Origin of the sequence: Ensifer sp. 2TAB8, from assembly GCF_052115125.1 — a bacterium.
Classification (GTDB): Bacteria; Pseudomonadota; Alphaproteobacteria; order Rhizobiales; family Rhizobiaceae; genus Ensifer.
This window is the reverse complement of record NZ_JBFRGB010000010.1, coordinates 135,466-159,862: the sequence shown is the minus strand read 5'-3', so window position 1 is coordinate 159,862 and position 24,397 is coordinate 135,466. Positions and strand designations below refer to the sequence as shown.

Below are 24,397 nucleotides of genomic sequence, written 5' to 3'. Positions count from 1 at the left end.
TTTGACGCAACGCACAAGGTACTTGCCTTTTTCTGCAAATACTGTCACTTCTTGCGCCGTTCGGGCGATTTCTATCCCGGAGACTGGACTTTCAACTGCGCCCGACCTCGTGTTGGGACTGCCGGCAGCGGCACCGTAGACGTCTTTTCCCCGAATCGTGACCACTCGACGCCTTTCCGCTTGCAAGCGGAAGACGAGATGCCCACATCCCCCAGGGGGCGCGGGCAACGCAAATTGACTGAAGGAAAAGGACTTCTTCCATGGCCACTAAGGGCATCGTTAAATTCTTCAACCAGGACAAGGGCTTCGGCTTCATCACGCCGGATGGCGGCGCGAAGGACGTGTTCGTACACATCTCCGCCGTTCAGGCCGCTGGCCTTGCAACCCTCAAGGATGGCCAGCAGGTCACCTTCGACACCGAGCCGGACCGCATGGGCAAGGGCCCGAAGGCCGTCAACATCCAGGCTGCATAAGCCGGATCGTCCGATCGGACAGTCTTCAAGGAAACGGCGCTCCGCAAGGGGCGCCGTTTTCGTTTCAGGGGATCGATGCCCCAGGGACATGCCTCGGACAATCTGGTCCGTCAGCTCCGAAGCCCCGCCTCGTAAGCGGCCTTGAGCTCCGGAAACAACTCGCCATACGGCGGGCAATCTACGCCGAGGATCGCGACCTCGATTTCGCCCAGCTCCTCGAAATAGTCTTCGATATACGCGCCGCCGGTCGATCGGATCACCGTATCCCCGAGCATGACGACGATGACGCTTTCTTTGGTGATGATGTCGCGGCGATATGCGCTGGTAGGCAAGAACCGTCCAAACGTAACGCCCATTGCGGCATCGCCGTTCTCGAACGCCGTATACCCAATGAGCTGATCGTCGACGTAGATTTCGAACCGCTGCATTCGATAGTTCTCAGCGGTTCTCAGCGAGCTACTCCGCCGCCTGCTTCGCCGCCGTCGCCTCGAACACCGCACCGAAGGCTGCGTGGATCACTTCCGGCCCTGCCCCCTGGCGGGTCGCATCGGAAGACAGGATCTGTCGGTAGCGCCGGGCGCCCGACCAGCCCTGGAACAGGCCGACCATGTGCCGCGTCACATGGATCAGCCGGCCGCCGTTGGCGATATGCGTCGCGGCATACGCGGCCATAGCGTCACGGACATCGCTCCAGAAATCGAGATCGAGCCGGTGACCACGCTCGGAAAATTCGCCCGCAGGCTGCGCCGCCGTTCCTGTGAGCGGGTGCGGGAAATGGCCATCGGCCGCCGTCAGCATCGCACTGTCGTGATAGGCGGCACGGCCGAGCATGACGCCGTCAAGGTGTCGCAGTTGCTCAAGCGCCTGGCTCAAGGTCTGAAGGCCACCATTGATACCGATGAAAAGATTAGGATTTTCCCGCTTCAGCCGATGCACAAGGTCATAGTCGAGCGGTGGGATCTCGCGGTTTTCCTTGGGGCTCAAGCCCTGCAGCCACGCCTTGCGAGCATGCACCCAGACGGCATCCGTGCCGGCATCGACCACCTGCGCAACCAGCCTGCGCAGCGCCACCTCCGGGTCCTGATCGTCGACGCCGATGCGGCACTTGACCGTCACCGGGATCTTGACCGCCGCCTTCATCGCCGAAACGCAGGCCGCGACCGTTTCCGGCTCCTGCATGAGGCAGGCGCCGAAGGTGCCCGATTGCACCCGGTCCGACGGGCAGCCGACATTCATGTTGATCTCGTCATAGCCGAAAGCCTCGGCGATGGCCGCCGCCTCCGCCATCTTCCGGGGATCGTTGCCGCCAAGTTGCAGCGCGACCGGGTTCTCCGAGACGTCAAAGCCGAGCAGCCGCTGCCGGTCGCCCCGCAGGATCGCTTCGGCGACGATCATTTCCGTATAGAGCAACGCATGCTTCGACAGCTGCCGCGCGAAGAAGCGATAGTGGCGATCGGTCCAGTCGATCATGGGCGCCACGGCGAAGACCGGTGCGTTGAAATAGTGACGGTTGCCCGGATTTCCAGGCTGCGCGCGGCCTTCTGCCATGCTCGATCAACTCTCGTTATTCTGGCTCTGCACGCCGGTGCCACAATGTAGCACGCACGGCGGGTCTGTAGCACCGGGGCCCGATTGGCGCCAAGGCTCCCACAGGGGACCGCGCCTTATACAGCGCAACGCCCAAGAATGCGAGACGGTGCGAACGAAACGGACGGACCCTCTCTCGACGCAACCAGGAGTCCGCCGATCGCCGGACAGGACGTCCGGCTATCCAATTGATATTGCGGCCATCACACTTGCCGGCTACAACCTGCGCGGCAAAAATCTATGGGGAACATCGATGCTGAAATATCTCTACCTCGGACTGGCCGCGCTTGCGCTCTCGGGCTGCCAGCCGCCGGCGCCGGAATCCGTCCTGGCAACGCAAAAGCCGCCGTCGGCGGCGGTGCGCAGGGAGTATGTTGCCGTGATGCGGTCAATCGACGCCAAGGGCGCCCAGTTCAAGACGGCGGAGATATCGAGCGTGGTCTTGCTCAATCCCGAAGCCAAGATCTACGCGTTCTGCGTTCGCTTCAGGGAAACGAGGATTCAGGAAGTATTGCAGGTCGGTGGCTATGCCCTGCGCGATGGGAAAATCGTTGACTCGAGCTCGTACGATTCCCGCTGCGGCGACAAGAGACTGCGCTGGTACGACTTCCCGGAACTCCGCACGATGCGGGGCTGACGGGATCGCCAGTCGGGCGGAGGCCGCACAACGTCGCGAGGACCGCCTCCGCCCCCCCGATACTCCGCCATCAGCATGGTTTCCATTTTGTTAAGCAGAATCGCCGATCGTCCCGCTTTGACTTGATCGTCGTCGGAGCGAAGACATGAGCTACGATTGGAGCGGCGCACGGCGCCGACGCACAATAGCGACCGCGATAGGCGCAGCGTTCCTGTTGGCAGCGCTGGCCGCCACCGTCGCCGCGGCCGTTGCCGGCAGCCTGTTCTGACGCGCACTCTGCTAGCGCGCAAAAAACAGCAGGCCGCCCGGGTTCGAACCGACAGCGCCGGGTCTCGGCGCTCACTGGGCGGAAGCTTGCCTTCTTCGCCGGGAAATGATCGCCTCTCGCTGCAACCGAAAAGCGAAGGAATCATGCGATGTCGAAATCCCCGGACGATATGAGCGCTGAGGAGCTTCGCCTCCATGGCGATGCAGCGCAACTCGGACAGCTGTCGATCCTGAATGCGACGGTGGCAGCTCTCGTCATGCAGGCGCAAGACAAGCAGGCGATCGTCGATTCCATCGCCACGTGCCTCGCCGATCTCAGGGCCGCGTGGCAGAACGTCGAGGATGCCGGATCTTTCGGAGAAGCAGCCATGGCCGGTGCAGAGGCGTCCGCCAACCTCTTTCTCTACTACGCGGACCCGCCGGCGCAGCACGACGCGTGACGCGATTTCCGCCCTTGCGGCTCCCCGGACTTGACAGGAACGACCCAAGGCGATTACAGCGCCGCGCGTCTATCGATATGCCAGTGGTCACTGTCCAAGCACCTGCTCCCTAGTTTCGCCTTTAATCCATTTCGAACTAAGGACCTATAAGGTAAGGCAGCGCCCTGTATCGATACAGTAGCCAGGAAAAAGGACGGACGGCATGAAACGCGCGATCGCGGCACTGTTCACGCTTCTATTGGCCGGATGCCAGTCGATGGAACTGGAGACGCCGGAAATCGCAAGGCCGAGGCCTGTCGCTCCCTCCGTGCCGACCCTTTCGGGTGACGCGCTCCGGGACTTCCTCGTTGGCAAGACACTGCGCTACAATCTCAACGGTGTCGCCTCCACCTATTTCGCCGACGGCCGCTACGGCTATCGCGACTACGAGGTGCGCGATGGCGGCAGCTACACGATCACCGGCGACGAAGTCTGCATCGCCTTCGAGGACGGCGGCCACCGCTGCGACCAGTACGCCCTGATCGGATCCGACTACTACCGCATCGAAGAAGGCGGCCGCCGCACCAAGGTCGACCGCGTCGTCCCTGCGGCCTGATTGCCCGGAACTTGGGATCCTATCTCGCTGCCCTGAACAAAGTGGTCGGGGCGCCCTTCTGACCCCTCATTCCCAAGGGGTTCAATTCGGCCGCGTTCTGCCATAGTGCGCCTAAAAGCGCGGCCGAACGGGAGGGACGGGTGGCCCCATTGCGAGCGACACAATGCCTGGCGCTGTCGAAGGTCGACATGGCAAGGCTGCAGCGCGTCTTCGACGTGCTTTGCATCGAACAGGGCTGGGCGCGCGACGGCGAGCCGGCGCGGCGCCATGCCAGAATGCTGATCGACGACTATCTCGCCGGCAACACGAGCGAGGGGCGGCTGCTCATTGCTGGCCGCGCCTATGCCGAACGGCTGCAGCGCGACGTCTCCTGCTAGGCTCGCTACATCTCTCATCCGCCCCACGGACTACCGCCGGCGCGTGCAGCGGACCGCAGAAACACGGAAAAGCTGCTTACAAATCCGTCCTCCTGCGCTACATTAGCAAGATCGACTGTCGAGGCCACTTGAGAGGAGCCAGGGGCCGACAGCCGCGGTGCCGGCATTCATTGAGATGATCTCGAGGAGGAGACGCATGCAATTAGTCTGGAAACAGCCGATCGAACTCGACTTTGTTGGCGGCGTTTGCCGCACCGTAAAAGGTCCCAGGGACGCACTTGCTTGCCTTGCCGATCATTGGCCCCGTCGCGGGCCGTTCTATGTTGCCGCCCGCAGCGCCTGCCGCGCCGCCATCGATGGTCGCCGCACGGCCGAAGAGGCACGAACGCTGTTCATCTCGGCCGCCGAGGAAGCCGAACTAGGCACCCACTGAGGCGCGCCCGCGCCGGACATGTCTCGCCGTTCTGAGCGGCAAACGCTCGCCATCCGCGGGCGCAAGCTACCGTTTTAGTTGAAGTCGCATAGCCCGTCGCTTGCTGACTGACGGTTGGCTCAGATCTTGGGCATTTGCCCGAAAACTGCATCATTTCGGCGCATTGTCGCCCAATCGCGCATGATTTTTCCAGAAACGGCCCAATTTCTGTCGTGAAGCCTTCATTTCTCTGGCCTATATTCTGAGGTGCCTCATAAAAACCAATTTCGGAGCGCGTTAATCCCCGCAAGGGAATTCAAAAAAACGATATACGGGAGAGAAAATATGAGCGAGAGCAATCTCTATCGCATCGTTGAAGTCACCGTGAAGCGAGAAGGTGGCCGCCGCGACCTCGGCATCATGACCGTGCGCCAGGCGCTTGAGCTTCCCCAGGTTCCCAGTCTCGAATATAGCCATCCGGAGCTCAATTCGCGCTCGGACGGTCGATTCCTGACCCGAGATCAGCTTCAGGCCTACGCGCAGTGCGCCTGAGTTATCCGATCACGGCACCTTCTCGGGTGTCGTGAATTCGCGCGCCCATCCGGGCGCGCTTCAGCCGCAACCTCATCCTTGATCCCTGTCTTATTTTTCTACGGATCGATTCCGATTCGCGGATTTATGCAGTAACGTCCGGATTCTCTCCTGCCTCGCTCGAAGCCGAAATCGGCCGACGGCGAGCGCCCATCAAACGCGCAGCGATCTTCCTGTCGATCGAAGACAGATAGACGCGCAAGACCGGACGATCATGGAAACCATCCCTCCTCCGCTTCCCGTGCTGTTGCCGATCTCCGGTGGCCTCGTCGGATTTCCGGTTCGCCGGGTCTATTGCGTCGGCCGTAACTATGCCGCCCATGCCATCGAAATGGGCCACGATCCGGACCGCGAGCCGCCGTTCTTCTTCCAGAAGAACCCGGACAACCTGCTTGCCGCCGGTAGCGCCTTCCCCTACCCGCCGCTGACCTCGGATGTTCATCACGAGGTCGAACTCGTCGTGGCGTTGAAGCGCGGCGGCAGCAACATCGCCGTCGAGGATGCGCTGGATTGCGTCTACGGCTATGCCGTCGGGATCGATTTCACCCGCCGCGATCTGCAGGCGGAGGCCAAGAAGGCCGGCAAGCCCTGGGCCGCCGCCAAGGCCTTCGAACATTCCGCTCCGGTCTCGGCGATCGCGCCGGCCGAGGCGATCGGCCATCCCGTGAACGGCAATATCTGGCTGAAGGTGAATGGCGAAATGCGCCAGCAGGGCGATCTCGACCAGATGATCTGGAAAGTGCCGGAGATCATCGCCGAACTCTCGAAACTCTTCACCCTTGCTCCTGGCGACGTCATCATGACCGGCACGCCCTCGGGCGTTGGTGCCGTGGTGCGCGGCGACGAGGTCACCTGCGGCGTCGACGGCGTCGCAGCCCTTGCCGTGAGCGTTCTCTAGAGCCTCCAGCGTCCGCATGAACGTGCGAAGGATGTTCTAGAAGAGACCGCCCAGGAAAGGCATCAACCGCCCGTCCTGGCATTGCATCATTTCAGACGACATGAAGGATACCTGCCGATGCCGCTTTATGCCCTTGGATCGCTTCGCCCGCAGACACCGCCGAAAGGCAGCTACTGGGTGGCGCCTGACGCAAACGTCATCGGCCAGGTCGAGATCGGCGACGAGGTCGGAATCTGGTTCGGAGTAACGCTGCGCGGCGACAATGAGCCGATCCGGCTCGGCGCCCGCGCCAACATCCAGGAAAACGTCGTCATCCATGTTGACCCGGGCTTTCCGGTGACGATCGGCGAAGGTTGTACCATCGGCCATGGCGCGATCATCCATGGCTGCACCATCGGCGAGAACTCGCTGATCGGCATGGGCGCGACAGTGCTCAACGGCGCCAGGATCGGCCGCAACTGCCTGGTCGGCGCCAATGCGCTGGTGACCGAAGGCAAGGAATTTCCCGACAACTCGCTGATCGTCGGCGCGCCAGCCAAGGCGATCCGCACCCTCGACGAGGCGGCAGTCGAAGGCTTGAAGCGCTCGGCAGCGCATTACGTCAAGAACTGGCGGCGCTACGCCGCCGATCTCACCCGGCTGGACTGAGCTCCAGCCAATCAGGCTCTTGCGCCCAGCATGGCAGCGCCGAACTTAGGCGCAGCTCTGGCAATGGCCGCGGATCTCGATCGTGGTCTTCTCGGTCTTGAAGTTCTGTGCCCGGGTCAGGGTCGAAAGCCGCTGCTCGATGGCCTCGTCGTGAAACTCCGTCACCTGGCCGCAGCCTTCGCAGATGGTGAAGGCAGTGACGCCATGGTCGTGCTCGTGATCGTGCGGGCAGGTGCAGGCAACGAAAGCATTGATGCTCTCCAGCCGATGGACGAGGCCGTATTCGAGCAGCTTGTCCAGTGCGCGATAGACCTGAAGCGGCGCGCGGAAGCCATGATCGCGCAGCTTGTCGAGAATGGTATAGGCGCTCATCGGCCCTTCGGAATGGCTGAGCGCATCCATCACCAGCGTCTGGTTCTTGGTCAGTTGCGGCGTAACCATCAGTGGTGTCCTCCGGGCGTGGAATGATGCGCTGCCTCGATCGGGCGGCGGCCGATCGGTAGCAGACTCAGAACGAAAAGCCCAACCGCGGCAACGACGATAGACGGTCCCGACGGCGTATCCCAGTGCAGCGAGCCGAAAAGTCCGCCGGTGACGGCGAGCGCCCCGATGACCGAGGCAAGCACCGCCATCACCTCCGGCGAAGTCGAGAAGCGCCGTGCGGTTGCGGCCGGGATGATCAGGAGCGAGGTGATAAGCAGAATGCCGACGATCTTCATGGCGATCGCGATCACAAGCGCCATCAAAAGCATGAAGAAGAGCCGTGTGCGCTCGGGCTTCAGCCCCTCGGCTTCGGCCAGCTCGGGATTGACGGTCGAAGCCAAGAGCGGTCGCCAGAGATAGACGATCGCAAAAATCACCAGGATGCCGCCACCCCAGATGATGTCGATATCGGATTCGGAGACCGCGAGAATGTCGCCGAAGAGGAAGCCGACCAGATCGATGCGCACCCAGGTCATGAAGGCGACGATGACGAGGCCGACGGACAGCGCCGAATGGGAGAGGATGCCGAGCAACGCATCCGTCGACAGCGCGCCGCGCCGCTGCAGGAAGAGGAGCAGCACCGAGACGACGGAAGCGACGATGAAGACGCTGAGCATCAGATTGAGCTCGAGCAGCAGCGACAGCGCCACACCGAGCAGCGCCGAATGCGCCATGGTGTCACCGAAATAGGCCATGCGGCGCCAGATGACGAAGCAGCCGAGCGGCCCGGCCATGACGGCGATGCCGATGCCGGCGATCAGTGCGCGCACGAAGAAATCGTCAAGCATCGCGCTTCTCCTTCGCGTCATAGCCATGCAGCCGCGAATGATGGCCGCAACCGCAATCCTCGCCGTGATCGTGCACGTTTTCCTCGTGGTCGTGGTGGTGGCCGTCGCCGGGATAGCAATGCTCGGTAATCGAACCGTCCGCATGCAGCACCCGGCCATCGGGCAGATGGGTGTGGTCGTGGTGGTGGCTGTAAACGGCAAGCGCATTGGCGGCCCGACGTCCGAAGAGCTTCTGGTATTCGGGGCTCTGGCTGACCACCTGCGGCGTGCCGCGGCAGCAGACATGGCCGTTGAGACAAACGACCGTATCGGTCTCGGCCATGACGATGTGCAGGTCGTGCGAGATCAACAGGATGCCGCAGCCGGTGCGGTTACGGATCTGCTTGATCAGTTCGTAGAGTGCGATCTCACCGCTGAAGTCGACCCCCTGAACCGGCTCGTCGAGCACCAGCAGGTCCGGCTTGCGGGCAATGGCGCGGGCGAGCAGCGCGCGCTGGAATTCGCCACCGGAGAGATGCTGCACCTCGGATTTCGCCAGATGCAGCACGCCGGTCGCCGACAGCGCTTCCTCGATCTCCCGGCCCTTCAGCGGACCGGTCAGCGTCATCAGCCGCTCGACCGTCAAAGGCAGCGTCCAGTCGACCGCAAGCTTCTGCGGCACGTAACCGACCTTCAGGCCTGGCTTGCGTTCGACATGGCCCTCGTCCGGCTTCAGCACGCCGATCGCCGTCTTCGCCGTCGTCGATTTGCCCGAGCCATTCGGCCCGATCAGCGTGACGATCTCGCCCGGGCTGATCGAGAACTCGACGCCACGCACCAGCCAGCGGCCGTTGCGGCGCACGCCCGTATTGCTGAGATTGACCAGCGGCAGCGTTTCTGGGGAGCGGAAATTCAGCATGAAAAAATTCCGGATTGGATGGTTGCCACTGGCTATCGCACACGTTATAGCATAACGCAATTGATGTAATAACATTACATGACGACTTCAAGGCCATCAACGACCTGCTGAAGCAAGAGATTGCATGCCCGACAGCGCGCCCGGTCGATGCGGCCAGGTGCGTCATTCAAGCCCGGAGAACCCGATGAAATCGACATCCGCCCTGCTCTTTGCCTCCACCATGTTCTTCACCGCGCCGGCATTCGCTGCTGGCCCCAATGTGGTGGTTTCGATCAAGCCGATCCACTCCCTCGTCGCCTCGATCATGCAGGGCGTCGGCGAGCCATCGCTGATCGTCGAGGGCGCGGCATCCCCGCACACCTACAACATGAAGCCCTCCAACGCGTCGGCCCTGCAGGCGGCGAAGGTGGTCTTCTGGGTCGGCCCCGGGCTCGAAGCCTTCCTCGACAAGCCGCTCGATGCGCTTTCCGGCGACGCGAAAGTGGTGGAGCTCAGCGAGGCCCCCGGCATCGAGAAGCTGAAGTTCCGCGAAGGCGGTGCTTTCGAAGACCATGACCATGGCGAAGAAGGTCATGGCGATGAGGGCCACGGAGAGGAAGGCCACAAGCATGCGGAAGGCGAAGCGGAGCACGATCACGCCGCTGCGCCGGAAGCGGCCCAAGCGCACGACCACGGGCACGACCACGACCACGGACACGGCGATACCGACATGCACATGTGGCTCGACCCGATGAATGCCAAGGCCATGGCCGCCGAGATCGAAAAGACGCTTGCCGCGGCCGATCCGGACAACGCCGGCGCCTACAAGGCCAATCTGGAAGCGCTGAACAAACGGCTGGACGCGCTCGACACCAAGCTGACGGAGACCGTGGCGCCGGTGAAGGACAAGCCCTTCGTCGTCTTCCACGACGCCTACCAGTATTTCGAGCATCGCTACAAGGTCCGCGTCGCCGGCTCGATCACCGTCAGCCCGGAGGTGCTGCCGGGTGCGGAGCGGCTGTCGCAGATCCACGCCAAGATCAAGGAACTCGGCGCAACCTGCGTTTTTGCCGAACCGCAGTTCGAGCCTAAGCTGATCAATGTGGTGATCGAGGGAACGCCGGCGAAATCCGGCACCCTCGACCCGGAAGCCGGCACCCTCGACGCTGGCCCGGATCTCTACTTCCAGATGATGGAAGGGATCGGCACCTCGCTGAAAACCTGCCTCGCCTCGGCAAGCTGACCCGTCCTCCCAAGACGGCGAGGTGGGCGTTCGCGCCCGCCTCCTCCTCCTTCCAGCGTCCCCTCGTCCCCTTCTTCTGTCATGCTCGGGCTTGACCCAAGCATCACCGTGGACGGAGGCAGAACCGTTCCTCCAGTCAAGCCGAGGATGACGAGCGGAAGGTCAGCCACCGGTTACGGAGGAGGTTATGAGAACGACTGGCTGAGCGGCAAATCGGGTCCTGCCGAAGGGTCGAACGCCAAACTTCGAACTCGCGTATCCGGCGGGCGTCCGCGCTCGCCTTTTCTCTTCGCATCGTATGTAACGATATAACATTCAGGAACCAATTGATGGAAAAGCTCCCTGTCACCGTTCTCTCCGGCTTCCTTGGCGCCGGCAAGACGACGCTGCTTAACCACGTGCTTTCGAACCGAGACGGCCTGCGCGTCGCAGTCATCGTCAATGACATGAGCGAGGTCAACATCGATGCGGCACTGGTGCGCGACGGCGGCGCCGGTCTGTCGCGCACGGAAGAACAGCTTGTAGAAATGACCAATGGCTGCATCTGTTGCACGCTGCGCGACGATCTCCTGAAGGAGGTCCGCAACCTCGCGGAACAGAACCGCTTCGACTATCTGCTGATCGAATCGAGCGGCATTTCCGAGCCCCTGCCCGTCGCCACCACCTTCGATTTTCGCGACGAGGACGGCGAGAGCCTTGCCGATGTCGCGCGCCTCGACACGATGGTGACCGTCGTCGACGCCGTGAACCTGATCGCTGACTATTCCTCGCTCGATTTCCTCGCCGATCGCGGTGAGACCGCCAGCGAAGGCGATACGCGCACGCTGGTCGACCTCCTGGTCGAGCAGATCGAATTTGCCGATGTCGTCGTCCTCAACAAGATCGGCACGGCGACGCCCGAGCAGGTGGATGCCGCCCGCAAGATCATCGTCGGGCTCAATCCCGATGCGCAGCTGATCGAGACCGATTTTGGCAAGGTGAACCTGCGCGAGGTTCTTGGGACCGGTCGCTTCGATCTCGCCAAGGCCGAAGAACACCCGCTCTGGTACAAGGAACTGCATGGTTTCAAGGAACATATCCCAGAGACCGAGGAATACGGCATCCGCTCCTTCGTCTATCGCGCCCGCCGTCCGCTCGACCCCATGCGCTTCCAGGCGTTCCTCAACCGCTCCTGGCCGGGCGTGCTCCGCGCCAAGGGTTTCTTCTGGCTCGCGACCCGCCCGCACTATGTCGGCGAGATCAGCCAGGCGGGGCCGCTGGTCCGTACAGGAAAGATGGGCCTTTGGTGGTCGGCCGTGCCGAAGGAGCAGTGGCCGCGTGATCCGGGTTTCCTGAAGGCAGTCGGTCCCTACCTGGATCCGGTCTGGGGCGATCGCCGCCAGGAGATCGTGTTCATCGGCGCCGACCCGATGGACGAGGCAAATCTTCGCGCCGAACTCGACGCCTGCTTGATTGCCGACGATAGCTTCCGTCCGGAGCGCTGGCGCGATCTCGCCGATCCCTTCGCCAACTGGTCGCCACGGGCCGCCTGATGGCAGACACTGCGCGCGCCCAGCGCCGACCACGCTTCATCTGCATGGCGCTCAACGCCGCCGGGCGTCCGGTGCCGATGTTCGATCCCATTCTCGGGGATGCACCCTGGAGCGAAGTGGATATGCTGGATGTAGCGGGCGAGATCGAAGGACTGCTGTTTGGAGAACGACCGGGCGCCGTCACCGCCCTTGGAAACGGCAAAGGGGCGGCGTAGTGAACGCCACCCCTTTGTTGTATCGGCGATCCGTGAGGATCAGCGAACCGTGGTCAGGCCGACGATGACGCCGGTTGCAAGGCTGATCAACAGGAAGTCGTTGCCAGACCGCACCCACTGCTGGCCGCGCGGCGGCGGGCGCAGCTTGTAGTAACGGTAGTCGCGCACCTGCGCCATGTGGCGGCGTTCGGCCGGCGACAGGCGATGACCGCGCGCCCAGCGCTCCTTCTTCTTGACGATCACGCGCTTCTCGATCGTGACGTGCTTGTCGACATGGCGGTCGACGTGACGATCCATATGGCGATCGCCATTCCGGTCGATTGGGCGGCGGGAGCGATCATAATTCTGCGCCACCTCGAAAGATCCTGCCGGCTGGGCAAGGGCCGCGACCGGCGTGATCAGAACGGAGCTGGCGACGAGCGCGATCAGGAGACGTTTCATTCGGGTGTCCTTTCGTTGTATGCACCCGGAAATTAGGCCACGCTTCCTGAACCGAATATGAAACTCTACATTACAAATACGCAATGATATCTGATGCTTATTCGTATTTTCTAATGTTTTTGCATTAGCCCGCACCAAGACTGACGTAACGGAAGCAATCGAAATCGGCGGGCTTGCCGGCACCGGATGTATCGAAGGCGAACATGCCGGCGAAGGCGCCGGTGAAGGATCCATGCTCGCCGCGGCCACCCTCGTCCGAGACCACGCCCGCATCGAGAACCGGGCCGACCGCGCGCCAATCGCCTGCCCGCCTCTCCCGCCAGAAGAACTGCAGATCGTTGTCGCGGATCTCCATGGCAAGCTCGATCGGGCCATCCGGAATGGCGACGCCGCTGCCAAGTGGAAATTCCAGCCGGCCATGCGGGAAATCACCCGGGCATGACAGGATCGTCAGCGCCCGCCCCAGCGTTTCATGCCAGGTGACGCCGAGTGCATGGAACTTGTGGCGGTTGTAGTAATGCGTCAGGCCCGCGACCTGCTGGTAGGTTTCGGCCGTGAAGTCGACGGCTGTTTCGGCGCGGAAGGAATGATGCTCCTGCCGCCGCGCCACCAGCGCCTGCTCGAACCAGCTGCCGATGCTCTCGCGGCCGAAGAGCCGGAGATGACCGGCTCTCCTCTCCGGCGAGAAGATCCGCTCCGGCCGCGGCGTGCGCAGCCACTGGAACTCCAGAGGAAGTGCGTCGTCGTCGAAATCCGTCTCCACGACATCAGGCGCCTGCAGCTCTTCCACCGGCCCCGGCGCGGGCACGAGCACCTCTGGCACCGGGCCGCCATTCTCCAGATAGAGCCAGCCGTCGTCGCGCCAGACGCATTTCTGCAGCGCCGTCTCGCGGCCGAGCGTGCAGCGGCGCAGAGGCGTAAGCGGCCGGCCGGTCAGGTGCGTGTGATAGGCCTGGCCATCAGGCGTTTCGACATATTGCCCGTGACCGGCACGCTGCAACGGCGCCTCCGGGTGATCCTTTGACGTGATCAGATAGGTATCCGGGTGCATTTCATAGGGGCCGTCGATGGAGCGTGAGCGCGCCATGGTGACGGCGTGGTCGTAGCCGGTGCCGCCTTCCGCCGTCGTCAGGTAATACCAGCCGTTCTTCTTGAAGAGATGCGGACCCTCGACGAGGCCGAGCGGCGAACCGGCAAAGATGTTCTTCACCGGGCCGACGAGCTTGCGGGTCCGCTCGTCCCACTCCTGCAGCAGGATTCCGTCGAAGGCCGGATGTTTCGGCGAGCCGCCGAAGCTTTCAGTCCGGTGGTTCCACTGCATGTTGAGGAACCATTTGCGGCCGTCGTCGTCATGATACAGCGACGGGTCGAAGCCTGAGGAATTGACGTAGACCGGGTCCGACCAGGTCGCCTCGATCGCCTCCGCCGTGACGATGAAATTGTGCGCGTCCTTGAAGTTGCCGTCGAAGCGCTTGACGTCGGTGTAGACCAGAAAGAACAGCCCGTCGTCGTAAGAGAGACACGGCGCCCAGATGCCGCAGCTGTCCGGGTTGCCGCGCATGTCGAGCTGGCTTGCGCGCTCCAGCGGCCGGCGAATGACCTTCCAGTTTACCAGATCCCGCGAGTGGTGGATCTGCACGCCCGGGTACCATTCGAAGGTGGAGGTCGCGATGTAATAGTCGTCTCCGACGCGGCAGATCGATGGGTCCGGGTTGAAGCCCCTAAGGATCGGGTTGCGGATCATGGCGGTCATGTTTCGGCGTCCTCCGTTGGTGCGCGCATCCGATCTTAAAAATCATACGATTTCAAGACTGCAACGTTGCAGTAAGGCGCACGCACCGATCCCTGTGGCCGCGTTTCCACACCGATTCGCACGGCTTGCGGGTCGGCTGGAACCGTCCGCCCGTCGTCGGGCCGCCGTTGCAAAACGGGTTTGCACAAACAATGAGCAGAGCGCCGTGACAGCCTATTCTACTTTAGTCGGAGGCGGCCGAACTACACGGGAAAATCGCATCGCGGACTTGAACGCGCGCTTGAAATCGGCACTCTGGCTGTGCTTGGCACAATAACGATAAGAGCCACTGCGGGGAGGAAATCGATGAGAGCTTTGCTCGGCTTCAGCCGACTTATAGACACGATCACGGAGTTTATCGGAAAGGCGGTTTCATGGCTCATCCTGGCGGCCGTGCTCGTCAGCGCCGGAAACGCCGTCATCCGAAAGATCTTCAACATGTCGTCGAACGCCTGGCTCGAGGCGCAATGGTACCTGTTCGGCGCCGCCTTCATGTTCGCCGCCGCCTACACGCTCAGCCAGAACGAACATATCCGCATCGACGTGGTGTACGGCCAGTTCTCGCGCCGCGTGCAGCACTGGATCGACCTGCTGGGGCATCTCTTCTTCCTGATGCCCTTCGTGCTGCTGGTGCTCTATTACCTCTTCCCCTACGTGAAGATGTCCTACGTATCGGGCGAGGTCTCTTCCTCGGCCGGCGGCCTGATCATCTGGCCCGCCAAGGCCATCCTCCTCTTCGGCTTTCTGCTGCTCGCGTTTCAGGGCGTATCCGAGATCATCAAGAAGATCGCGATCATGACCGGCAACATGGAGGACCCGACACCCTACGTGCCGACCCATGCGCCGCTTGACGATGTCGTTTCGCCGGAGACCCGTCCATGATCGAATTCATCGCTGAAAACCTGGCGCCGATCATGTTCGCGTCGCTGATCGTGTTCCTGTTGCTGGGATACCCGGTCGCCTTCTCCCTCGCCGCCAACGGCCTCCTGTTCTTCATCATCGGCGTCGAACTCGCACCGCTGTCGGACTCGATCAATCTTTCCTGGCCGCTGCTCAATGCGCTGCCGGACCGGTTCTGGGGGGTGATGTCGAACGACACATTGCTTGCCATCCCCTTCTTTACCTTCATGGGGATCGTCCTCGAGAAATCGGGCATGGCCGAAGACCTGCTCGACACGATCGGCCAGCTCTTCGGACCGATCCGCGGCGGTCTTGCCTATGCGGTCATCTTCGTCGGCGCGCTGCTTGCAGCCACCACCGGTGTCGTTGCCGCCTCGGTCATCGCCATGGGCCTGATCTCGCTGCCGATCATGCTGCGCTACGGCTATGACCGGAAGGTCGCCTCGGGCGTCATCGCCGCCTCGGGCACGCTTGCCCAGATCATCCCGCCGTCGCTCGTCCTGATCGTCCTTGCCGATCAGCTCGGCCGCTCGGTCGGCGACATGTATGCCGGCGCCCTGATCCCGGGCCTCGTGCTCACCGGTCTGTACATGGTCTACATTCTGATCATGACGGTCCTGAAGCGTGACTCGATGCCGGCGCTGCCACCGGAAGCCCGCACGCTCGGCTCCGGCGTCACCTCGCTGATCATCGCGCTCATCGTCGCCGGCGCTTTTGCCTATGCGGCGCATGTCTACCTCTATCCGACCCATGGCGAGAACGCCGATATCCTCGGCGCAACCGTGGGCGTCGCCTTCATCTACGTCGTCGCCCTGCTCGATCGCGGCCTGAAGATCAATGCGATGTCCAGGCTCGCCCAGCAGGTCATCATCGTGCTGATCCCGCCGCTGGCGCTGATCTTCCTCGTGCTCGGCACCATCTTCCTCGGCATCGCGACGCCGACCGAAGGCGGCGCCATGGGGGCCGTCGGTGCGCTGATCATGGCGGCGGCCAAGGGCCGGCTCCACATGGACGTCGTGCGTGGCGCGCTGACGGCGACGACGCGGCTTTCGGCCTTCGTGCTGTTCATCCTCATCGGTGCGCGCGTCTTCTCGCTCACCTTCTATGGGGTCAACGGCCACCTCTGGGTCGAGCATCTGCTGACGGCGATGCCGGGCGGCGAGACCGGCTTCCTGATCGCCGTCAACCTGCTCGTCTTCTTCCTGGCCTTCTTCCTGGATTTCTTCGAGCTCGCCTTCATCATCGTGCCGCTCCTGGCGCCGGCTGCCGACAAGCTCGGCATCGACCTCATCTGGTTCGGCGTGCTGCTCGGCATCAACATGCAGACGAGCTTCATGCACCCGCCCTTCGGCTTCGCGCTCTTCTATCTGCGCTCGGTCGCGGCAAAGGTGCCCTATCTCGACAGGCTCACCGGCAAGACGATCCAACCGGTGACGACCGGGCAGATCTACTGGGGTGCGGTGCCTTTCGTCGGCATCCAGATCCTGATGGTGGCACTGACGATCATGTTCCCGCAGATGGTCATGCACTACAAGGGAACGGGACCGGTCGTCGACCCGAACACCATCAAGATCGAGGTTCCCGGCTTCGCGCCAGGGGGCGGCTTGTCATTGCCGGACAATGGCGGCGGTCTCGGCCTTCCGGGCGGCCTGCAGCTTCCGGGTGGTAGCCCGCTCGACCAGAAGCCTGCCGACCAGGGCGGCGGCTCTCAACCGCAGCCGGCACCTTCGAACGACCTCAGCCAGCCGCCGTCGTTTGGCACGGGTGCCCAGCCGCAGCCAGCGCCTTCAAACGACCTCAGCCAACCGCCGTCGTTCAAGTAAGACGGCTGGCACCCCAAACAGAAGGGCGGCCCCGTAAGGGTCGCCCTTTTCGTTTGCCAACAACGATGCACGATACCTGCAGGAGGTCGAGCGGAAACCACACTCTCCCTCATCCCCGTGCCTGTCACAGGAATCCAGCCAGCCCTAGTCCTTGGACTGAAAAAAGCCTTTCGATCCGACGGACGTCGGATCGCTGGATCCCCGCCACAAGGGCGAGGATGAGGGAGAACAGGGCACGCATATCGCCACAAGCCATCGGTGATGGTCCGTCAGCAATCTCAGAGCAGCCACACCAAACGCATTGTTCACTCGATCCGCTTGGCCGGATTGTCGCGATACCAGTCGACGATCATGGGCATCATCTCCTCGAACGGACCTCCGACGAAGACATTGAGCAGCCCCATGCGCTCGGCGCTCTCGTTGCGAAAATCATGCATCGTGCCGCGCGGGATGACGCACAGCGAACCCTTCGGCATCTGGTGCCAGGTGTCGCCGACGAGCACGCTGGCGGTGCCATCGATCACATAAAAGATCTCGTCATTGTCATCATGCTTGTGGGCGCCCGGCCCCTCGTGTCGGGCCTCCAGCCACCATTCCGAGATCGAAAAGCGGCCCGCCGTCTCGGCACCATCGGCTTTGAAGACCGCCTTGATCGCACCCATGTCGTACCGCCGGCCGCCATCGGGGCCGAGCACGACCGATTGAGCTTCGCTTGGCATGGCTGCTCCTCCGCTCCGTTGAGGCCGCAACCCTACCACGAAATCGCTTTGTTCGCCGGTCGATGTCTTCAAACGAAAAAACCGCCCGCAACGAATGTTGCGAGCGGCTCCTGATCTGTCGGCGATGGGCGAAAAGCTTAGAGCTTGCCGCCGCGCTGCTGGATCATCATGAAGGTATCGTAGTTGTATTCGGCGATCTGGGCGTTGAGGTAGTACTCGCCGCGGAACGCCTTGATCGAGTCCCAGATCTTCTTGAAGGTCGGATTCGAGTCTTCCATTTCGGCATAGACTTCGTTTGCCTTGTCGAAGCAGGCCGAGAGGATTTCGGCGCTGAACGGGCTGAGCTTCGCGCCTGATGCAACGAGGCGCTTGATCGCCGCCGGGTTCAGGTAGTCGTACTTCTGCAGCATGTTCGCGTCGGTCGCCTGGCAGGCGGTGCGCAGCAGCGACTGGTAGTTCTTCGGCAGGCCTTCGAAGGCCGCCTTGTTGAACATGGCGTGAACCGTCGGGCCACCTTCCCACCAGCCGGGATAGTAGTAGTACGGCGCGACCTTGTAGAAGCCGAGCTTCTCGTCGTCATAGGGACCGACCCACTCGGCCGCGTCGATCGTGCCTTTTTCCAGTGCCGGATAGATGTCGCCGCCGGCGATCTGCTGCGGCACAACCCCGAGCTTTTCGACGACCTTGCCGGCAAAGCCCCCGATGCGCATCTTCAGGCCCTGCATGTCGGCGACCGTCTTGATCTCCTTGCGGAACCAGCCACCCATCTGCACGCCGGTGTTGCCGCCGGGGAAGCCGATGAGACCCTGGGTCGCCAGGAACTCGTTGAAGAGGTCGATGCCGCCGCCATGGTAGTGCCAGGCGTTCATGCCACGCGCGTTGAGCGCGAAGGGAACGGCCGCACCAAGCGCCCAGGTCGGGTCCTTGCCCCAGTAATAATAGGCGACCGTGTGGCAGGCCTCGACCGTACCGGCCGCAGCAGCGTCAGCGGCCTGCAGGCCAGGAACGATTTCGCCGGCGGCAAAGACCTGGATCTGGAACGCGCCGTCGGTCGCCTCGGACACGTATTTGGCCAGCACTTCGCCGCCGCCATAGATCGTGTCGAGAGACTTCGGGAACGATGACGCCAGGCGCCAGTTGACCTTGGGGTTTGCCTGCGCGATGGCCGGCGTCGCAAGCGCGGCAGCACCTGCGGCCGCCAGGCCGCCGAGGCTTGCGTTTTTGATAAATGAACGGCGATCCATGGTTCCTCCCCTAGTTCTCGCCTGAAGGGCGGGCGCGGTGCGCCACCACCCACTAATCCACCCTGCCCCTTCCCGGACGACGGTGGCTCCTCCTCGTTACCCGCCGAAAGCGACACGGATCCGCATCGCAACCGCCGGGCATTGTCGCACCTTACAGAAACACAAAACCATGTCCAGAAGGCGCCTTCCGGCGCATATTCGACTTTTGTCTAATGCGCCGGAAGATAGCCCGATCTGCCCAAAATGCAGGCAAATCAATGTTTTCAGCAGACCTCAGCGTTCGGCCGAGGAGGCCCAGAGGTTGATGTCGGCTTCGCGTGCATAGAGATCGATCTCCGCCAGTTCTTCCGCCGTGAACGTGTCGTTCTCCAGCGCCTTGACGCAATCGACGATCTGCGCGGAGCGGCTGGCGCCGATCAGCGCCGAGGTGATGCGACCGTTGCGCAGCACCCAGGCAAGCGCCATCTGCGCCAGCGTCTGGCCGCGCTTTTCAGCAATGCCGTTTAGCTTGCGGATGTTGTCGATGATCTCAGGACGAATGAAGTCCTTCTTCAGGAAGTGGTTCTGCGCCGCGCGGCTGTCGCTCGGAATGCCCTGCAGATACTTGGTCGTCAGCATGCCTTGAGCGAGCGGCGAGAAGACGATCGAGCCGATGCCGAGATCCTCGAGCGTGTGGATCAGGCCATCATCTTCGATCCAGCGGTTGAGCATGGAATAGCTCGGCTGGTGGATGAGGCAGGGCGTACCCAGATCCTTCAGGATCGCCGCCGCTTCGCGGGTGCGCTGCGAGTTGTAGGAAGAGATGCCGACATAGAGCGCCCGGCCGGAACGAACGATATGGTCGAGCGCGCCGCAGGTCTCTTCGAGCGGCGTGTCCGGATCGAAGCGGTGCGAATAGAAGATGTCGACATAGTCGAGGCCCATGCGCTTCAGGCTCTGGTCGCAGGACGCGATCATATATTTGCGGCTGCCCCATTCGCCATAGGGACCAGCCCACATGTCGTATCCGGCCTTGGACGAGATGATGAGCTCGTCGCGTAGGTGCGCGAAATCGGTGCGCATGATCTCACCGAAGGCGGTCTCAGCCGAGCCCGGAGGCGGACCGTAATTGTTGGCGAGATCGAAATGGGTGATGCCGAGATCGAACGCGGTGCGGCACATGTCGACCTTGCGGTCGTGCGGCGTGTCGTTGCCGAAATTGTGCCAGAGCCCCAGCGAGATCGCCGGCAGCTTCAGGCCGGAGCGTCCGACGCGGTTATATTTCATGGTGTCGTAGCGGTTTTCCGCCGGTAGCCAGGTCATCGCAAATCCTCCGCGATCGGTATCTGGATGGCGTGGGAACAGCCATCCAGTGAACTCAAGGGGCTCCGCAGTGCTTGCGGATACCCGACAGGAAAAGCTCTAGCGCATATGCGGAAGACCCGGAATCGATATCGAGGTGATTTGCACACTTTCGCGTTGCGGCCCAGGCTGCCTAAACCGCCTGGAGATTTTCCGATTTCGCCAAGAGCAAGCGGTCGTCGTGCACTTCATAAGGTGTAGCTGGCATTCGCCCCGTCACAGGAACTGGCGTCGACAGGAGTTTCACCGGCAACGGGAAGGGCACATTCCGACCAGCCGCTTCGATGCGCTCTTTTTCTGAAAGCATCATGTCAAGCAGCCCCGCATTGCTCTCGGTGGTACAAAGCCAATCCGGCGCCAATTCGTGACGTACGAAACTGGAATCCTCCGATCGCACGCCGATCATGGCGAGAAGCTTCACCTCCGTACTTTCGGCTCGCTTGTCACCAGGCTCGCGCCATTGCGTACCGCCCGAAGCTATATCCATTGCGACATCCGGCGCCATGAGATGAAGGATAAGTATCGCCGTTGCAGCATCGCATTCGGGCTGCGTCACAACCCATAACAGGACGTCGTAGAGCTCTTCGTAGTCCCAATTGAGCCCAGGCAGCAGATGCCACAGATCCGGATCTCGCGGCGCTTCAGTCCTCAACCACTGCAAAATGTCTGGAATCTCCCAGAAATAATATTCTGCCGCCCAACGGGCATCCGAGGCCCGTTTAGCCTCCGCGTCGAGCTTGGCTTGGCGCCTCACCCGCCTGTACCGGGCCACGCGATCGATCATTTGTCGGGCGTACGATCTGCGTGGCGGCGGCCCGCCGTAAATGTCGCGCAATTGCTGAAACGCCTTCTGCTCTTGCTCGGAGAGCCGGGGGAACGTGCTCTTGAATTCCCGATCGTTCATCGTCGTTGTCGCGTGCAACAATTCGACAAAGCGCGCCTCGCGTTTGCTAAGGTCGGCAAATACCGGCGGCGGCCCACCGCTCCTCGTCTCGGAGATCGTTTCCAACGTACCGAGCATGGCGTGCCGCGGCTGCGTTGAGTGCGCCGATGCACGTGACCCGGACAGAAAACTTGCACGCGCCTCGTCGTAGACTTCGGGCAATTTGGCGAGCGCCCTGTTCAGCCTCCGCCGGTTCATATGCCGGCAGAGAAGAAACAGACAACTCAGGACGACAACGGCGATCCAAAACAGCGTCTCGACACGCATATCAACACCCCAGATTGTATCATGGGTGTATAATCACTCTGCGTTGCCGATCAGTTAAGCGATGTTGGTGATGTATCGTTGCCGTCCATCGCACTGGGGCGCTTCACCCTTGGAAACGTCCCAGTGCTGATGCGGGCAGCCGTAGACCTACGAGGCTGCGGAGCGTCTTTCGGTCGAAACCTCTTCCTCGGCCTCACGCAGCAGCGCTCTGGCCTCCTCTATACCAAGGGCGGCCGGCTGAGTGCAGGTGGTGGAGAGGTCGATGAAGCGGCCCTCCTCGCCCGACTTCAGGATCGATACCATGACGTCGACGCCGTGCAGCGCGCGGTCGAGTGAGCAGCGGGCGTCGCGGCCTTCGAGGATCGCGAGCGCCATGTCGGCAAGACCGGCGGTGCGGTAGTTCGCCATCGGCCCTTGCGGGTGATCCTGGTTGGCGATGCCGAAGGGATGGTCCCAGGGCTCGAGCGGCTGGATGTTCTTGTCCTGGCCGCTGATTTCCACCCGCCCGCCGAAGAAGTTCGGGTCGGGCACATAGAGCGAACCTTCGGTGCCGTAAAGTTCCATGTTGGCGTGGCGGTGCGACCAGACATCCCAGCTGGCCGACAGCGTGATCGTCGCGCCGTTTTCGAATTCGAGTAGCGCGTGGATGTTGGTCGGCGTCTTCACCGGGATCACCTCGCCCTTGCGCGGCTCGCTGGTGATCGTGCGGGTCGGGTTGGCCTTGGTGGCGAGAGCCGCCACGCGCTTCACCGGGCCGATCAGGTTGATCAGGTTGGCGATGTAGTAGGGGCCGAGATCGAGGATCGGGCCGCCGCCCGGCAGGAAGAAGAAGTCCGGGTTCGGGTGCCACATCTCCATGCCGGGGCTCATGACATGGCAGGTGCCGGAGGTTACCCGGCCAATCTTGCCGGCATCGACGGCGCTGCGGGCAAGCTGATGCGCCCCGCCGAGGAAGGTATCGGGCGCGCAGCCGACCGAAAGACCCTTCGCCTTGGCGATCGCCCTGAGCTCTTCGCCCTGCTCGAGCGAAAGCACCAGCGGCTTTTCCGAATAGACGTGTTTCCCGGCTTCGAGGATCGCCTTGGAGACCGGGTAATGCGCGTCCGGGATCGTCAGGTTGACGACGATGTCGACTGCAGGATTGGCCAGCAGCGCCTCGATGCTCTGGGCCTCGACGCCGTATTCAGCCGCCCGCGCCTCGGCCGCCGCCGGATTGATGTCGGCGCAGGCGACAACCTTGATGCCCTTGAAGAGCGGGGCAAGCTTGAAGTAGGTGGTGGAGATGTTGCCGCATCCGATGATGCCGACGCCAAGTTCCTTGGTCATGGATGAACCTGTTCTCAATAGGATTGGATGGAGGCGAGGGAGCGCTTGGCGAAGCGCTGGAAATCACTCGGATTGTCATGCTCGGCGATGAAATAGCGCGCCTTGGTTCCCGAGAGCGCCTGGAACAGGCCCTTCCAGTCGACCGTGCCTTCGCCGACATCGGCCCAGCCATCCTCGTCCTTCTTCTCGCCCGTCGGCGCGATATCCTTCACATGCACGGCGGTGATGCGGTCGCCATACTTCCTGATCCAGGCGATCGGATCGGCACCGCCACGGATGATCCAGGCGATATCGGCTTCCCACGAGAGATCCGGTCCGCCCTCAAAGATCAGGTCCTGCGGGATGCTGCCGTCCGGAAGGGCAAAGAACTCGAAATCGTGGTTGTGCCAGCCGAAGATCAGCCCGGCATCGCGATAGGGCTTGCCGGCCTTCTGCAGCCGCTCGCCGAAGGCACGCCAGCCGGCGGCATCGGTCGGGCGCTGGTCGGGCAGCAGGTAGGGGCAATAGATCGCCTTGATGCCGAGCGCTTTGGCGATTTCGAGCACGCGCGCCGGATCGCTTTCGAGCATGTCGAGACCAAAGTGGGCAGTCGGCATGGCAAGCCCATTCTCGTCGAGACCTTCCTTGAAGCTCGCGATCTCGGCGTCACTGAGCGCCGCATAGAGCGCGCCATAGCCTTCGACCTGGCTGTAGCCGGCGTCGCCGAGCGCCTTCAGCACATTGGCGAAGGGCGGGAAATTGCGGGCGCTATAGAGCTGGAAACTGACGTCCTTCATGAAATCCTCCTCGATTTCGTCTTGGGTCCTTGGGGGGCTAAGGGGGCTTGGGATTGTCGGGTCCTGGGGATCACTTGAGCCAGGTGTCGTAGTCCGACACCAGCAGATGGGTGGGTGCCGCATCCTCCTCGATCGCCGAGAAGCGACCGACCGGCTCGCGGAAATAGTTGTCGGTGAGATCGTCGTTGACGGTCGAGACTTCGCCCATCAGCACGTCGCCGCCTTCGGCCCAGAAAGCATGCCAGTTGCCGGGTAGCAGCGTGACGCTTTCGCCGGCCTTGAGCTTCAACAGGTCGCCGGCTTTGAGCGTGCGCAGCCGCGCGTCGGTCGCGACGACGACGTCGCTCTCCTCGTCGACCGAGCCATCGGCCTTGGAATTGTACATCTGCAGCACCAGCGCGCCGCCGCCGCGATTGATGATGTCCTCGGTCTTGATCGCGTGGCGATGCAACGGATTGACCTGATCCTTGGCGGTGATCATCAGCTTTTCGGCATAGACCATGCCCTGCCCGGTCTTAAGGTTTGCGGCATTGCCGTTGCGCAGCGTGAAGAGCACCAGCCCCAACTCGTCGAAGCGGCCCTTGCCATAGTCGGTGATGTCCCAGCCGAGCCGGGCGTCGAAGATCGTCGGGCTGTCGGACCTGATACGCACCTTCAGCTGCTCCGGCGACCAATAGGCAAAGGGCGGCAGTGTGAAGCCGAAGCTCTTCATGAAGGCATCGCTTTCGGCGATGATGTCGTTGACGTGGCTGCGTTTCATGA

Annotated in this window: 29 protein-coding genes; 15 read left to right on the top strand and 14 right to left on the bottom strand. The window is 62.3% G+C overall.

Annotation, left to right across the window (positions count from 1 at the left end; translation table 11 throughout):
- Nucleotides 1–260 precede the first annotated feature (260 nt).
- Nucleotides 261–473, top strand: coding sequence for a cold-shock protein (locus AB4Z53_RS18225; protein WP_034788487.1), 213 nt, complete (start codon nucleotides 261–263; stop codon nucleotides 471–473).
- A gap of 110 nt (nucleotides 474–583) precedes the next feature.
- On the opposite strand, the gene AB4Z53_RS18220 is transcribed toward AB4Z53_RS18225, so the two are convergent.
- Nucleotides 584–901, bottom strand: a complete 318-nt coding sequence (locus tag AB4Z53_RS18220; RefSeq protein ID WP_441596931.1) for a hypothetical protein — start codon at nucleotides 899–901, stop codon at nucleotides 584–586.
- Between the two features lie 28 nt (nucleotides 902–929).
- Nucleotides 930–2,021: a tRNA dihydrouridine(20/20a) synthase DusA gene (dusA, locus tag AB4Z53_RS18215; protein ID WP_441596929.1), complete on the bottom strand. Its 1,092-nt coding sequence runs from the start codon at nucleotides 2,019–2,021 to the stop codon at nucleotides 930–932.
- 292 nt (nucleotides 2,022–2,313) lie between these two features.
- On the opposite strand from dusA, the gene AB4Z53_RS18210 reads away from it, so the two are divergent.
- From AB4Z53_RS18210 to AB4Z53_RS18170, 9 genes are all read left to right on the top strand, one after another.
- Nucleotides 2,314–2,697: a hypothetical protein gene (locus AB4Z53_RS18210; protein ID WP_365886769.1), complete on the top strand. Its 384-nt coding sequence runs from the start codon at nucleotides 2,314–2,316 to the stop codon at nucleotides 2,695–2,697.
- A gap of 145 nt (nucleotides 2,698–2,842) precedes the next feature.
- Entirely contained in the window at nucleotides 2,843–2,965 is a 123-nt protein-coding gene (locus AB4Z53_RS18205; RefSeq protein ID WP_268906811.1) for a hypothetical protein, read from the top strand.
- A 148-nt stretch (nucleotides 2,966–3,113) separates the two neighbouring features.
- Nucleotides 3,114–3,404 (top strand): hypothetical protein, encoded by a 291-nt coding sequence (locus AB4Z53_RS18200; protein ID WP_113539386.1) that lies wholly within the window; start codon nucleotides 3,114–3,116, stop codon nucleotides 3,402–3,404.
- A gap of 202 nt (nucleotides 3,405–3,606) precedes the next feature.
- Nucleotides 3,607–3,999, top strand: coding sequence for a hypothetical protein (locus tag AB4Z53_RS18195; RefSeq protein ID WP_113539385.1), 393 nt, complete (start codon nucleotides 3,607–3,609; stop codon nucleotides 3,997–3,999).
- A 140-nt stretch (nucleotides 4,000–4,139) separates the two neighbouring features.
- Complete coding sequence (locus AB4Z53_RS18190; protein ID WP_441596926.1) at nucleotides 4,140–4,376, top strand: hypothetical protein; 237 nt, start codon at nucleotides 4,140–4,142, stop codon at nucleotides 4,374–4,376.
- 196 nt (nucleotides 4,377–4,572) lie between these two features.
- Nucleotides 4,573–4,809, top strand: a complete 237-nt coding sequence (locus tag AB4Z53_RS18185) for a DUF982 domain-containing protein (RefSeq protein WP_113539383.1) — start codon at nucleotides 4,573–4,575, stop codon at nucleotides 4,807–4,809.
- Between the two features lie 324 nt (nucleotides 4,810–5,133).
- On the top strand, nucleotides 5,134–5,340 hold the full coding sequence (locus AB4Z53_RS18180; RefSeq protein WP_043625188.1) for a hypothetical protein: 207 nt from the start codon (nucleotides 5,134–5,136) through the stop codon (nucleotides 5,338–5,340).
- Nucleotides 5,341–5,593: 253 nt separating this feature from the next.
- Nucleotides 5,594–6,277 carry a fumarylacetoacetate hydrolase family protein gene (locus tag AB4Z53_RS18175; RefSeq protein WP_441596922.1) on the top strand — a complete coding sequence of 228 codons (684 nt, stop codon included), beginning with the start codon at nucleotides 5,594–5,596 and terminating at the stop codon, nucleotides 6,275–6,277.
- Nucleotides 6,278–6,394: 117 nt separating this feature from the next.
- Nucleotides 6,395–6,925, top strand: a complete 531-nt coding sequence (locus AB4Z53_RS18170; RefSeq protein WP_441596920.1) for a gamma carbonic anhydrase family protein — start codon at nucleotides 6,395–6,397, stop codon at nucleotides 6,923–6,925.
- 45 nt (nucleotides 6,926–6,970) lie between these two features.
- Here AB4Z53_RS18170 and AB4Z53_RS18165 read toward each other — a convergent pair whose 3' ends face one another.
- From AB4Z53_RS18165 to AB4Z53_RS18155, 3 genes are read right to left on the bottom strand one after another with little or no spacing between them, the layout of a single operon-like run.
- The gene (locus tag AB4Z53_RS18165) at nucleotides 6,971–7,366 is read right to left on the bottom strand and encodes a Fur family transcriptional regulator (RefSeq protein WP_223727585.1); all 396 of its coding nucleotides are present in this window, start codon (nucleotides 7,364–7,366) and stop codon (nucleotides 6,971–6,973) included.
- On the bottom strand, nucleotides 7,366–8,196 hold the full coding sequence (gene znuB, locus AB4Z53_RS18160) for a zinc ABC transporter permease subunit ZnuB (protein ID WP_113539379.1): 831 nt from the start codon (nucleotides 8,194–8,196) through the stop codon (nucleotides 7,366–7,368). Before znuB ends, AB4Z53_RS18165 begins: the two co-directional genes overlap by 1 nt.
- Nucleotides 8,189–9,094, bottom strand: coding sequence for an ATP-binding cassette domain-containing protein (locus tag AB4Z53_RS18155; RefSeq protein ID WP_441596917.1), 906 nt, complete (start codon nucleotides 9,092–9,094; stop codon nucleotides 8,189–8,191). Before AB4Z53_RS18155 ends, znuB begins: the two co-directional genes overlap by 8 nt.
- A 184-nt stretch (nucleotides 9,095–9,278) precedes the next feature.
- Between AB4Z53_RS18155 and znuA the strand changes: the two genes are divergently transcribed.
- The 3 genes from znuA to AB4Z53_RS18140 all read left to right on the top strand — a co-directional run bounded on the left by znuA (nucleotide 9,279) and on the right by AB4Z53_RS18140 (nucleotide 12,063).
- Nucleotides 9,279–10,316 carry a zinc ABC transporter substrate-binding protein ZnuA gene (gene znuA, locus AB4Z53_RS18150; protein WP_441596915.1) on the top strand — a complete coding sequence of 346 codons (1,038 nt, stop codon included), beginning with the start codon at nucleotides 9,279–9,281 and terminating at the stop codon, nucleotides 10,314–10,316.
- A gap of 326 nt (nucleotides 10,317–10,642) precedes the next feature.
- Nucleotides 10,643–11,848 carry a zinc metallochaperone GTPase ZigA gene (gene zigA / locus AB4Z53_RS18145; RefSeq protein ID WP_441596913.1) on the top strand — a complete coding sequence of 402 codons (1,206 nt, stop codon included), beginning with the start codon at nucleotides 10,643–10,645 and terminating at the stop codon, nucleotides 11,846–11,848.
- Nucleotides 11,848–12,063, top strand: a complete 216-nt coding sequence (locus AB4Z53_RS18140; RefSeq protein ID WP_441596911.1) for a hypothetical protein — start codon at nucleotides 11,848–11,850, stop codon at nucleotides 12,061–12,063. The genes zigA and AB4Z53_RS18140 overlap by 1 nt, the downstream gene beginning before the upstream one ends.
- Nucleotides 12,064–12,102: 39 nt before the next feature.
- On the opposite strand, the gene AB4Z53_RS18135 is transcribed toward AB4Z53_RS18140, so the two are convergent.
- Together AB4Z53_RS18135 and AB4Z53_RS18130 are read right to left on the bottom strand one after the other, a co-directional pair.
- Nucleotides 12,103–12,504, bottom strand: a complete 402-nt coding sequence (locus AB4Z53_RS18135) for an RcnB family protein (protein WP_113539374.1) — start codon at nucleotides 12,502–12,504, stop codon at nucleotides 12,103–12,105.
- A gap of 124 nt (nucleotides 12,505–12,628) precedes the next feature.
- Nucleotides 12,629–14,257 (bottom strand): glycoside hydrolase family 43 protein, encoded by a 1,629-nt coding sequence (locus AB4Z53_RS18130; RefSeq protein ID WP_441596909.1) that lies wholly within the window; start codon nucleotides 14,255–14,257, stop codon nucleotides 12,629–12,631.
- Between the two features lie 345 nt (nucleotides 14,258–14,602).
- Here AB4Z53_RS18130 and AB4Z53_RS18125 point away from each other — a divergent pair, with 345 nt between their 5' ends.
- Together AB4Z53_RS18125 and AB4Z53_RS18120 are read left to right on the top strand one after the other, a co-directional pair.
- Complete coding sequence (locus AB4Z53_RS18125; RefSeq protein ID WP_113539372.1) at nucleotides 14,603–15,178, top strand: TRAP transporter small permease subunit; 576 nt, start codon at nucleotides 14,603–14,605, stop codon at nucleotides 15,176–15,178.
- The gene (locus AB4Z53_RS18120; protein WP_441596907.1) at nucleotides 15,175–17,019 is read left to right on the top strand and encodes a TRAP transporter large permease subunit; all 1,845 of its coding nucleotides are present in this window, start codon (nucleotides 15,175–15,177) and stop codon (nucleotides 17,017–17,019) included. The genes AB4Z53_RS18125 and AB4Z53_RS18120 overlap by 4 nt, the downstream gene beginning before the upstream one ends.
- Before the next feature lie 305 nt (nucleotides 17,020–17,324).
- On the opposite strand, the gene AB4Z53_RS18115 is transcribed toward AB4Z53_RS18120, so the two are convergent.
- The 7 genes from AB4Z53_RS18115 to AB4Z53_RS18085 all read right to left on the bottom strand — a co-directional run bounded on the left by AB4Z53_RS18115 (nucleotide 17,325) and on the right by AB4Z53_RS18085 (nucleotide 24,395).
- On the bottom strand, nucleotides 17,325–17,738 hold the full coding sequence (locus tag AB4Z53_RS18115; protein ID WP_441596905.1) for a cupin domain-containing protein: 414 nt from the start codon (nucleotides 17,736–17,738) through the stop codon (nucleotides 17,325–17,327).
- 137 nt (nucleotides 17,739–17,875) lie between these two features.
- On the bottom strand, nucleotides 17,876–18,982 hold the full coding sequence (locus AB4Z53_RS18110; RefSeq protein WP_113539369.1) for a TRAP transporter substrate-binding protein: 1,107 nt from the start codon (nucleotides 18,980–18,982) through the stop codon (nucleotides 17,876–17,878).
- 273 nt (nucleotides 18,983–19,255) lie between these two features.
- The gene (gene mgrA / locus AB4Z53_RS18105; protein WP_441596903.1) at nucleotides 19,256–20,284 is read right to left on the bottom strand and encodes an L-glyceraldehyde 3-phosphate reductase; all 1,029 of its coding nucleotides are present in this window, start codon (nucleotides 20,282–20,284) and stop codon (nucleotides 19,256–19,258) included.
- 172 nt (nucleotides 20,285–20,456) lie between these two features.
- Nucleotides 20,457–21,533, bottom strand: a complete 1,077-nt coding sequence (locus AB4Z53_RS18100; RefSeq protein WP_441596901.1) for a DUF4274 domain-containing protein — start codon at nucleotides 21,531–21,533, stop codon at nucleotides 20,457–20,459.
- Between the two features lie 147 nt (nucleotides 21,534–21,680).
- Entirely contained in the window at nucleotides 21,681–22,859 is a 1,179-nt protein-coding gene (locus tag AB4Z53_RS18095; protein ID WP_441596899.1) for a Gfo/Idh/MocA family protein, read from the bottom strand.
- A 14-nt stretch (nucleotides 22,860–22,873) separates the two neighbouring features.
- Entirely contained in the window at nucleotides 22,874–23,635 is a 762-nt protein-coding gene (locus tag AB4Z53_RS18090; protein WP_441596897.1) for a sugar phosphate isomerase/epimerase family protein, read from the bottom strand.
- Between the two features lie 70 nt (nucleotides 23,636–23,705).
- Nucleotides 23,706–24,395, bottom strand: a complete 690-nt coding sequence (locus AB4Z53_RS18085; RefSeq protein WP_441596896.1) for a D-lyxose/D-mannose family sugar isomerase — start codon at nucleotides 24,393–24,395, stop codon at nucleotides 23,706–23,708.
- Between the last annotated feature and the right edge of the window lie 2 nt (nucleotides 24,396–24,397).

Coding starts and splice junctions, on each gene's coding strand:
- AB4Z53_RS18095 (WP_441596899.1), bottom strand. CDS start 22,859: ATGACCAAGGAACTTGGCGTCGGCATCATCGGATGCGGCAACATCTCC.
- AB4Z53_RS18155 (WP_441596917.1), bottom strand. CDS start 9,094: ATGCTGAATTTCCGCTCCCCAGAAACGCTGCCGCTGGTCAATCTCAGC.
- AB4Z53_RS18210 (WP_365886769.1), top strand. CDS start 2,314: ATGCTGAAATATCTCTACCTCGGACTGGCCGCGCTTGCGCTCTCGGGC.
- AB4Z53_RS18140 (WP_441596911.1), top strand. CDS start 11,848: ATGGCAGACACTGCGCGCGCCCAGCGCCGACCACGCTTCATCTGCATG.
- AB4Z53_RS18130 (WP_441596909.1), bottom strand. CDS start 14,257: ATGACCGCCATGATCCGCAACCCGATCCTTAGGGGCTTCAACCCGGAC.
- znuB (WP_113539379.1), bottom strand. CDS start 8,196: ATGCTTGACGATTTCTTCGTGCGCGCACTGATCGCCGGCATCGGCATC.
- mgrA (WP_441596903.1), bottom strand. CDS start 20,284: ATGACCTGGCTACCGGCGGAAAACCGCTACGACACCATGAAATATAAC.
- AB4Z53_RS18165 (WP_223727585.1), bottom strand. CDS start 7,366: ATGGTTACGCCGCAACTGACCAAGAACCAGACGCTGGTGATGGATGCG.
- dusA (WP_441596929.1), bottom strand. CDS start 2,021: ATGGCAGAAGGCCGCGCGCAGCCTGGAAATCCGGGCAACCGTCACTAT.
- znuA (WP_441596915.1), top strand. CDS start 9,279: ATGAAATCGACATCCGCCCTGCTCTTTGCCTCCACCATGTTCTTCACC.
- AB4Z53_RS18100 (WP_441596901.1), bottom strand. CDS start 21,533: ATGCGTGTCGAGACGCTGTTTTGGATCGCCGTTGTCGTCCTGAGTTGT.
- AB4Z53_RS18175 (WP_441596922.1), top strand. CDS start 5,594: ATGGAAACCATCCCTCCTCCGCTTCCCGTGCTGTTGCCGATCTCCGGT.
- AB4Z53_RS18115 (WP_441596905.1), bottom strand. CDS start 17,738: ATGCCAAGCGAAGCTCAATCGGTCGTGCTCGGCCCCGATGGCGGCCGG.
- AB4Z53_RS18090 (WP_441596897.1), bottom strand. CDS start 23,635: ATGAAGGACGTCAGTTTCCAGCTCTATAGCGCCCGCAATTTCCCGCCC.
- AB4Z53_RS18220 (WP_441596931.1), bottom strand. CDS start 901: ATGCAGCGGTTCGAAATCTACGTCGACGATCAGCTCATTGGGTATACG.
- AB4Z53_RS18085 (WP_441596896.1), bottom strand. CDS start 24,395: ATGAAACGCAGCCACGTCAACGACATCATCGCCGAAAGCGATGCCTTC.
- AB4Z53_RS18205 (WP_268906811.1), top strand. CDS start 2,843: ATGAGCTACGATTGGAGCGGCGCACGGCGCCGACGCACAATAGCGACC.
- AB4Z53_RS18200 (WP_113539386.1), top strand. CDS start 3,114: ATGTCGAAATCCCCGGACGATATGAGCGCTGAGGAGCTTCGCCTCCAT.
- AB4Z53_RS18225 (WP_034788487.1), top strand. CDS start 261: ATGGCCACTAAGGGCATCGTTAAATTCTTCAACCAGGACAAGGGCTTC.
- AB4Z53_RS18170 (WP_441596920.1), top strand. CDS start 6,395: ATGCCGCTTTATGCCCTTGGATCGCTTCGCCCGCAGACACCGCCGAAA.
- AB4Z53_RS18195 (WP_113539385.1), top strand. CDS start 3,607: ATGAAACGCGCGATCGCGGCACTGTTCACGCTTCTATTGGCCGGATGC.
- AB4Z53_RS18120 (WP_441596907.1), top strand. CDS start 15,175: ATGATCGAATTCATCGCTGAAAACCTGGCGCCGATCATGTTCGCGTCG.
- AB4Z53_RS18180 (WP_043625188.1), top strand. CDS start 5,134: ATGAGCGAGAGCAATCTCTATCGCATCGTTGAAGTCACCGTGAAGCGA.
- AB4Z53_RS18135 (WP_113539374.1), bottom strand. CDS start 12,504: ATGAAACGTCTCCTGATCGCGCTCGTCGCCAGCTCCGTTCTGATCACG.
- AB4Z53_RS18110 (WP_113539369.1), bottom strand. CDS start 18,982: ATGGATCGCCGTTCATTTATCAAAAACGCAAGCCTCGGCGGCCTGGCG.
- AB4Z53_RS18125 (WP_113539372.1), top strand. CDS start 14,603: ATGAGAGCTTTGCTCGGCTTCAGCCGACTTATAGACACGATCACGGAG.
- AB4Z53_RS18185 (WP_113539383.1), top strand. CDS start 4,573: ATGCAATTAGTCTGGAAACAGCCGATCGAACTCGACTTTGTTGGCGGC.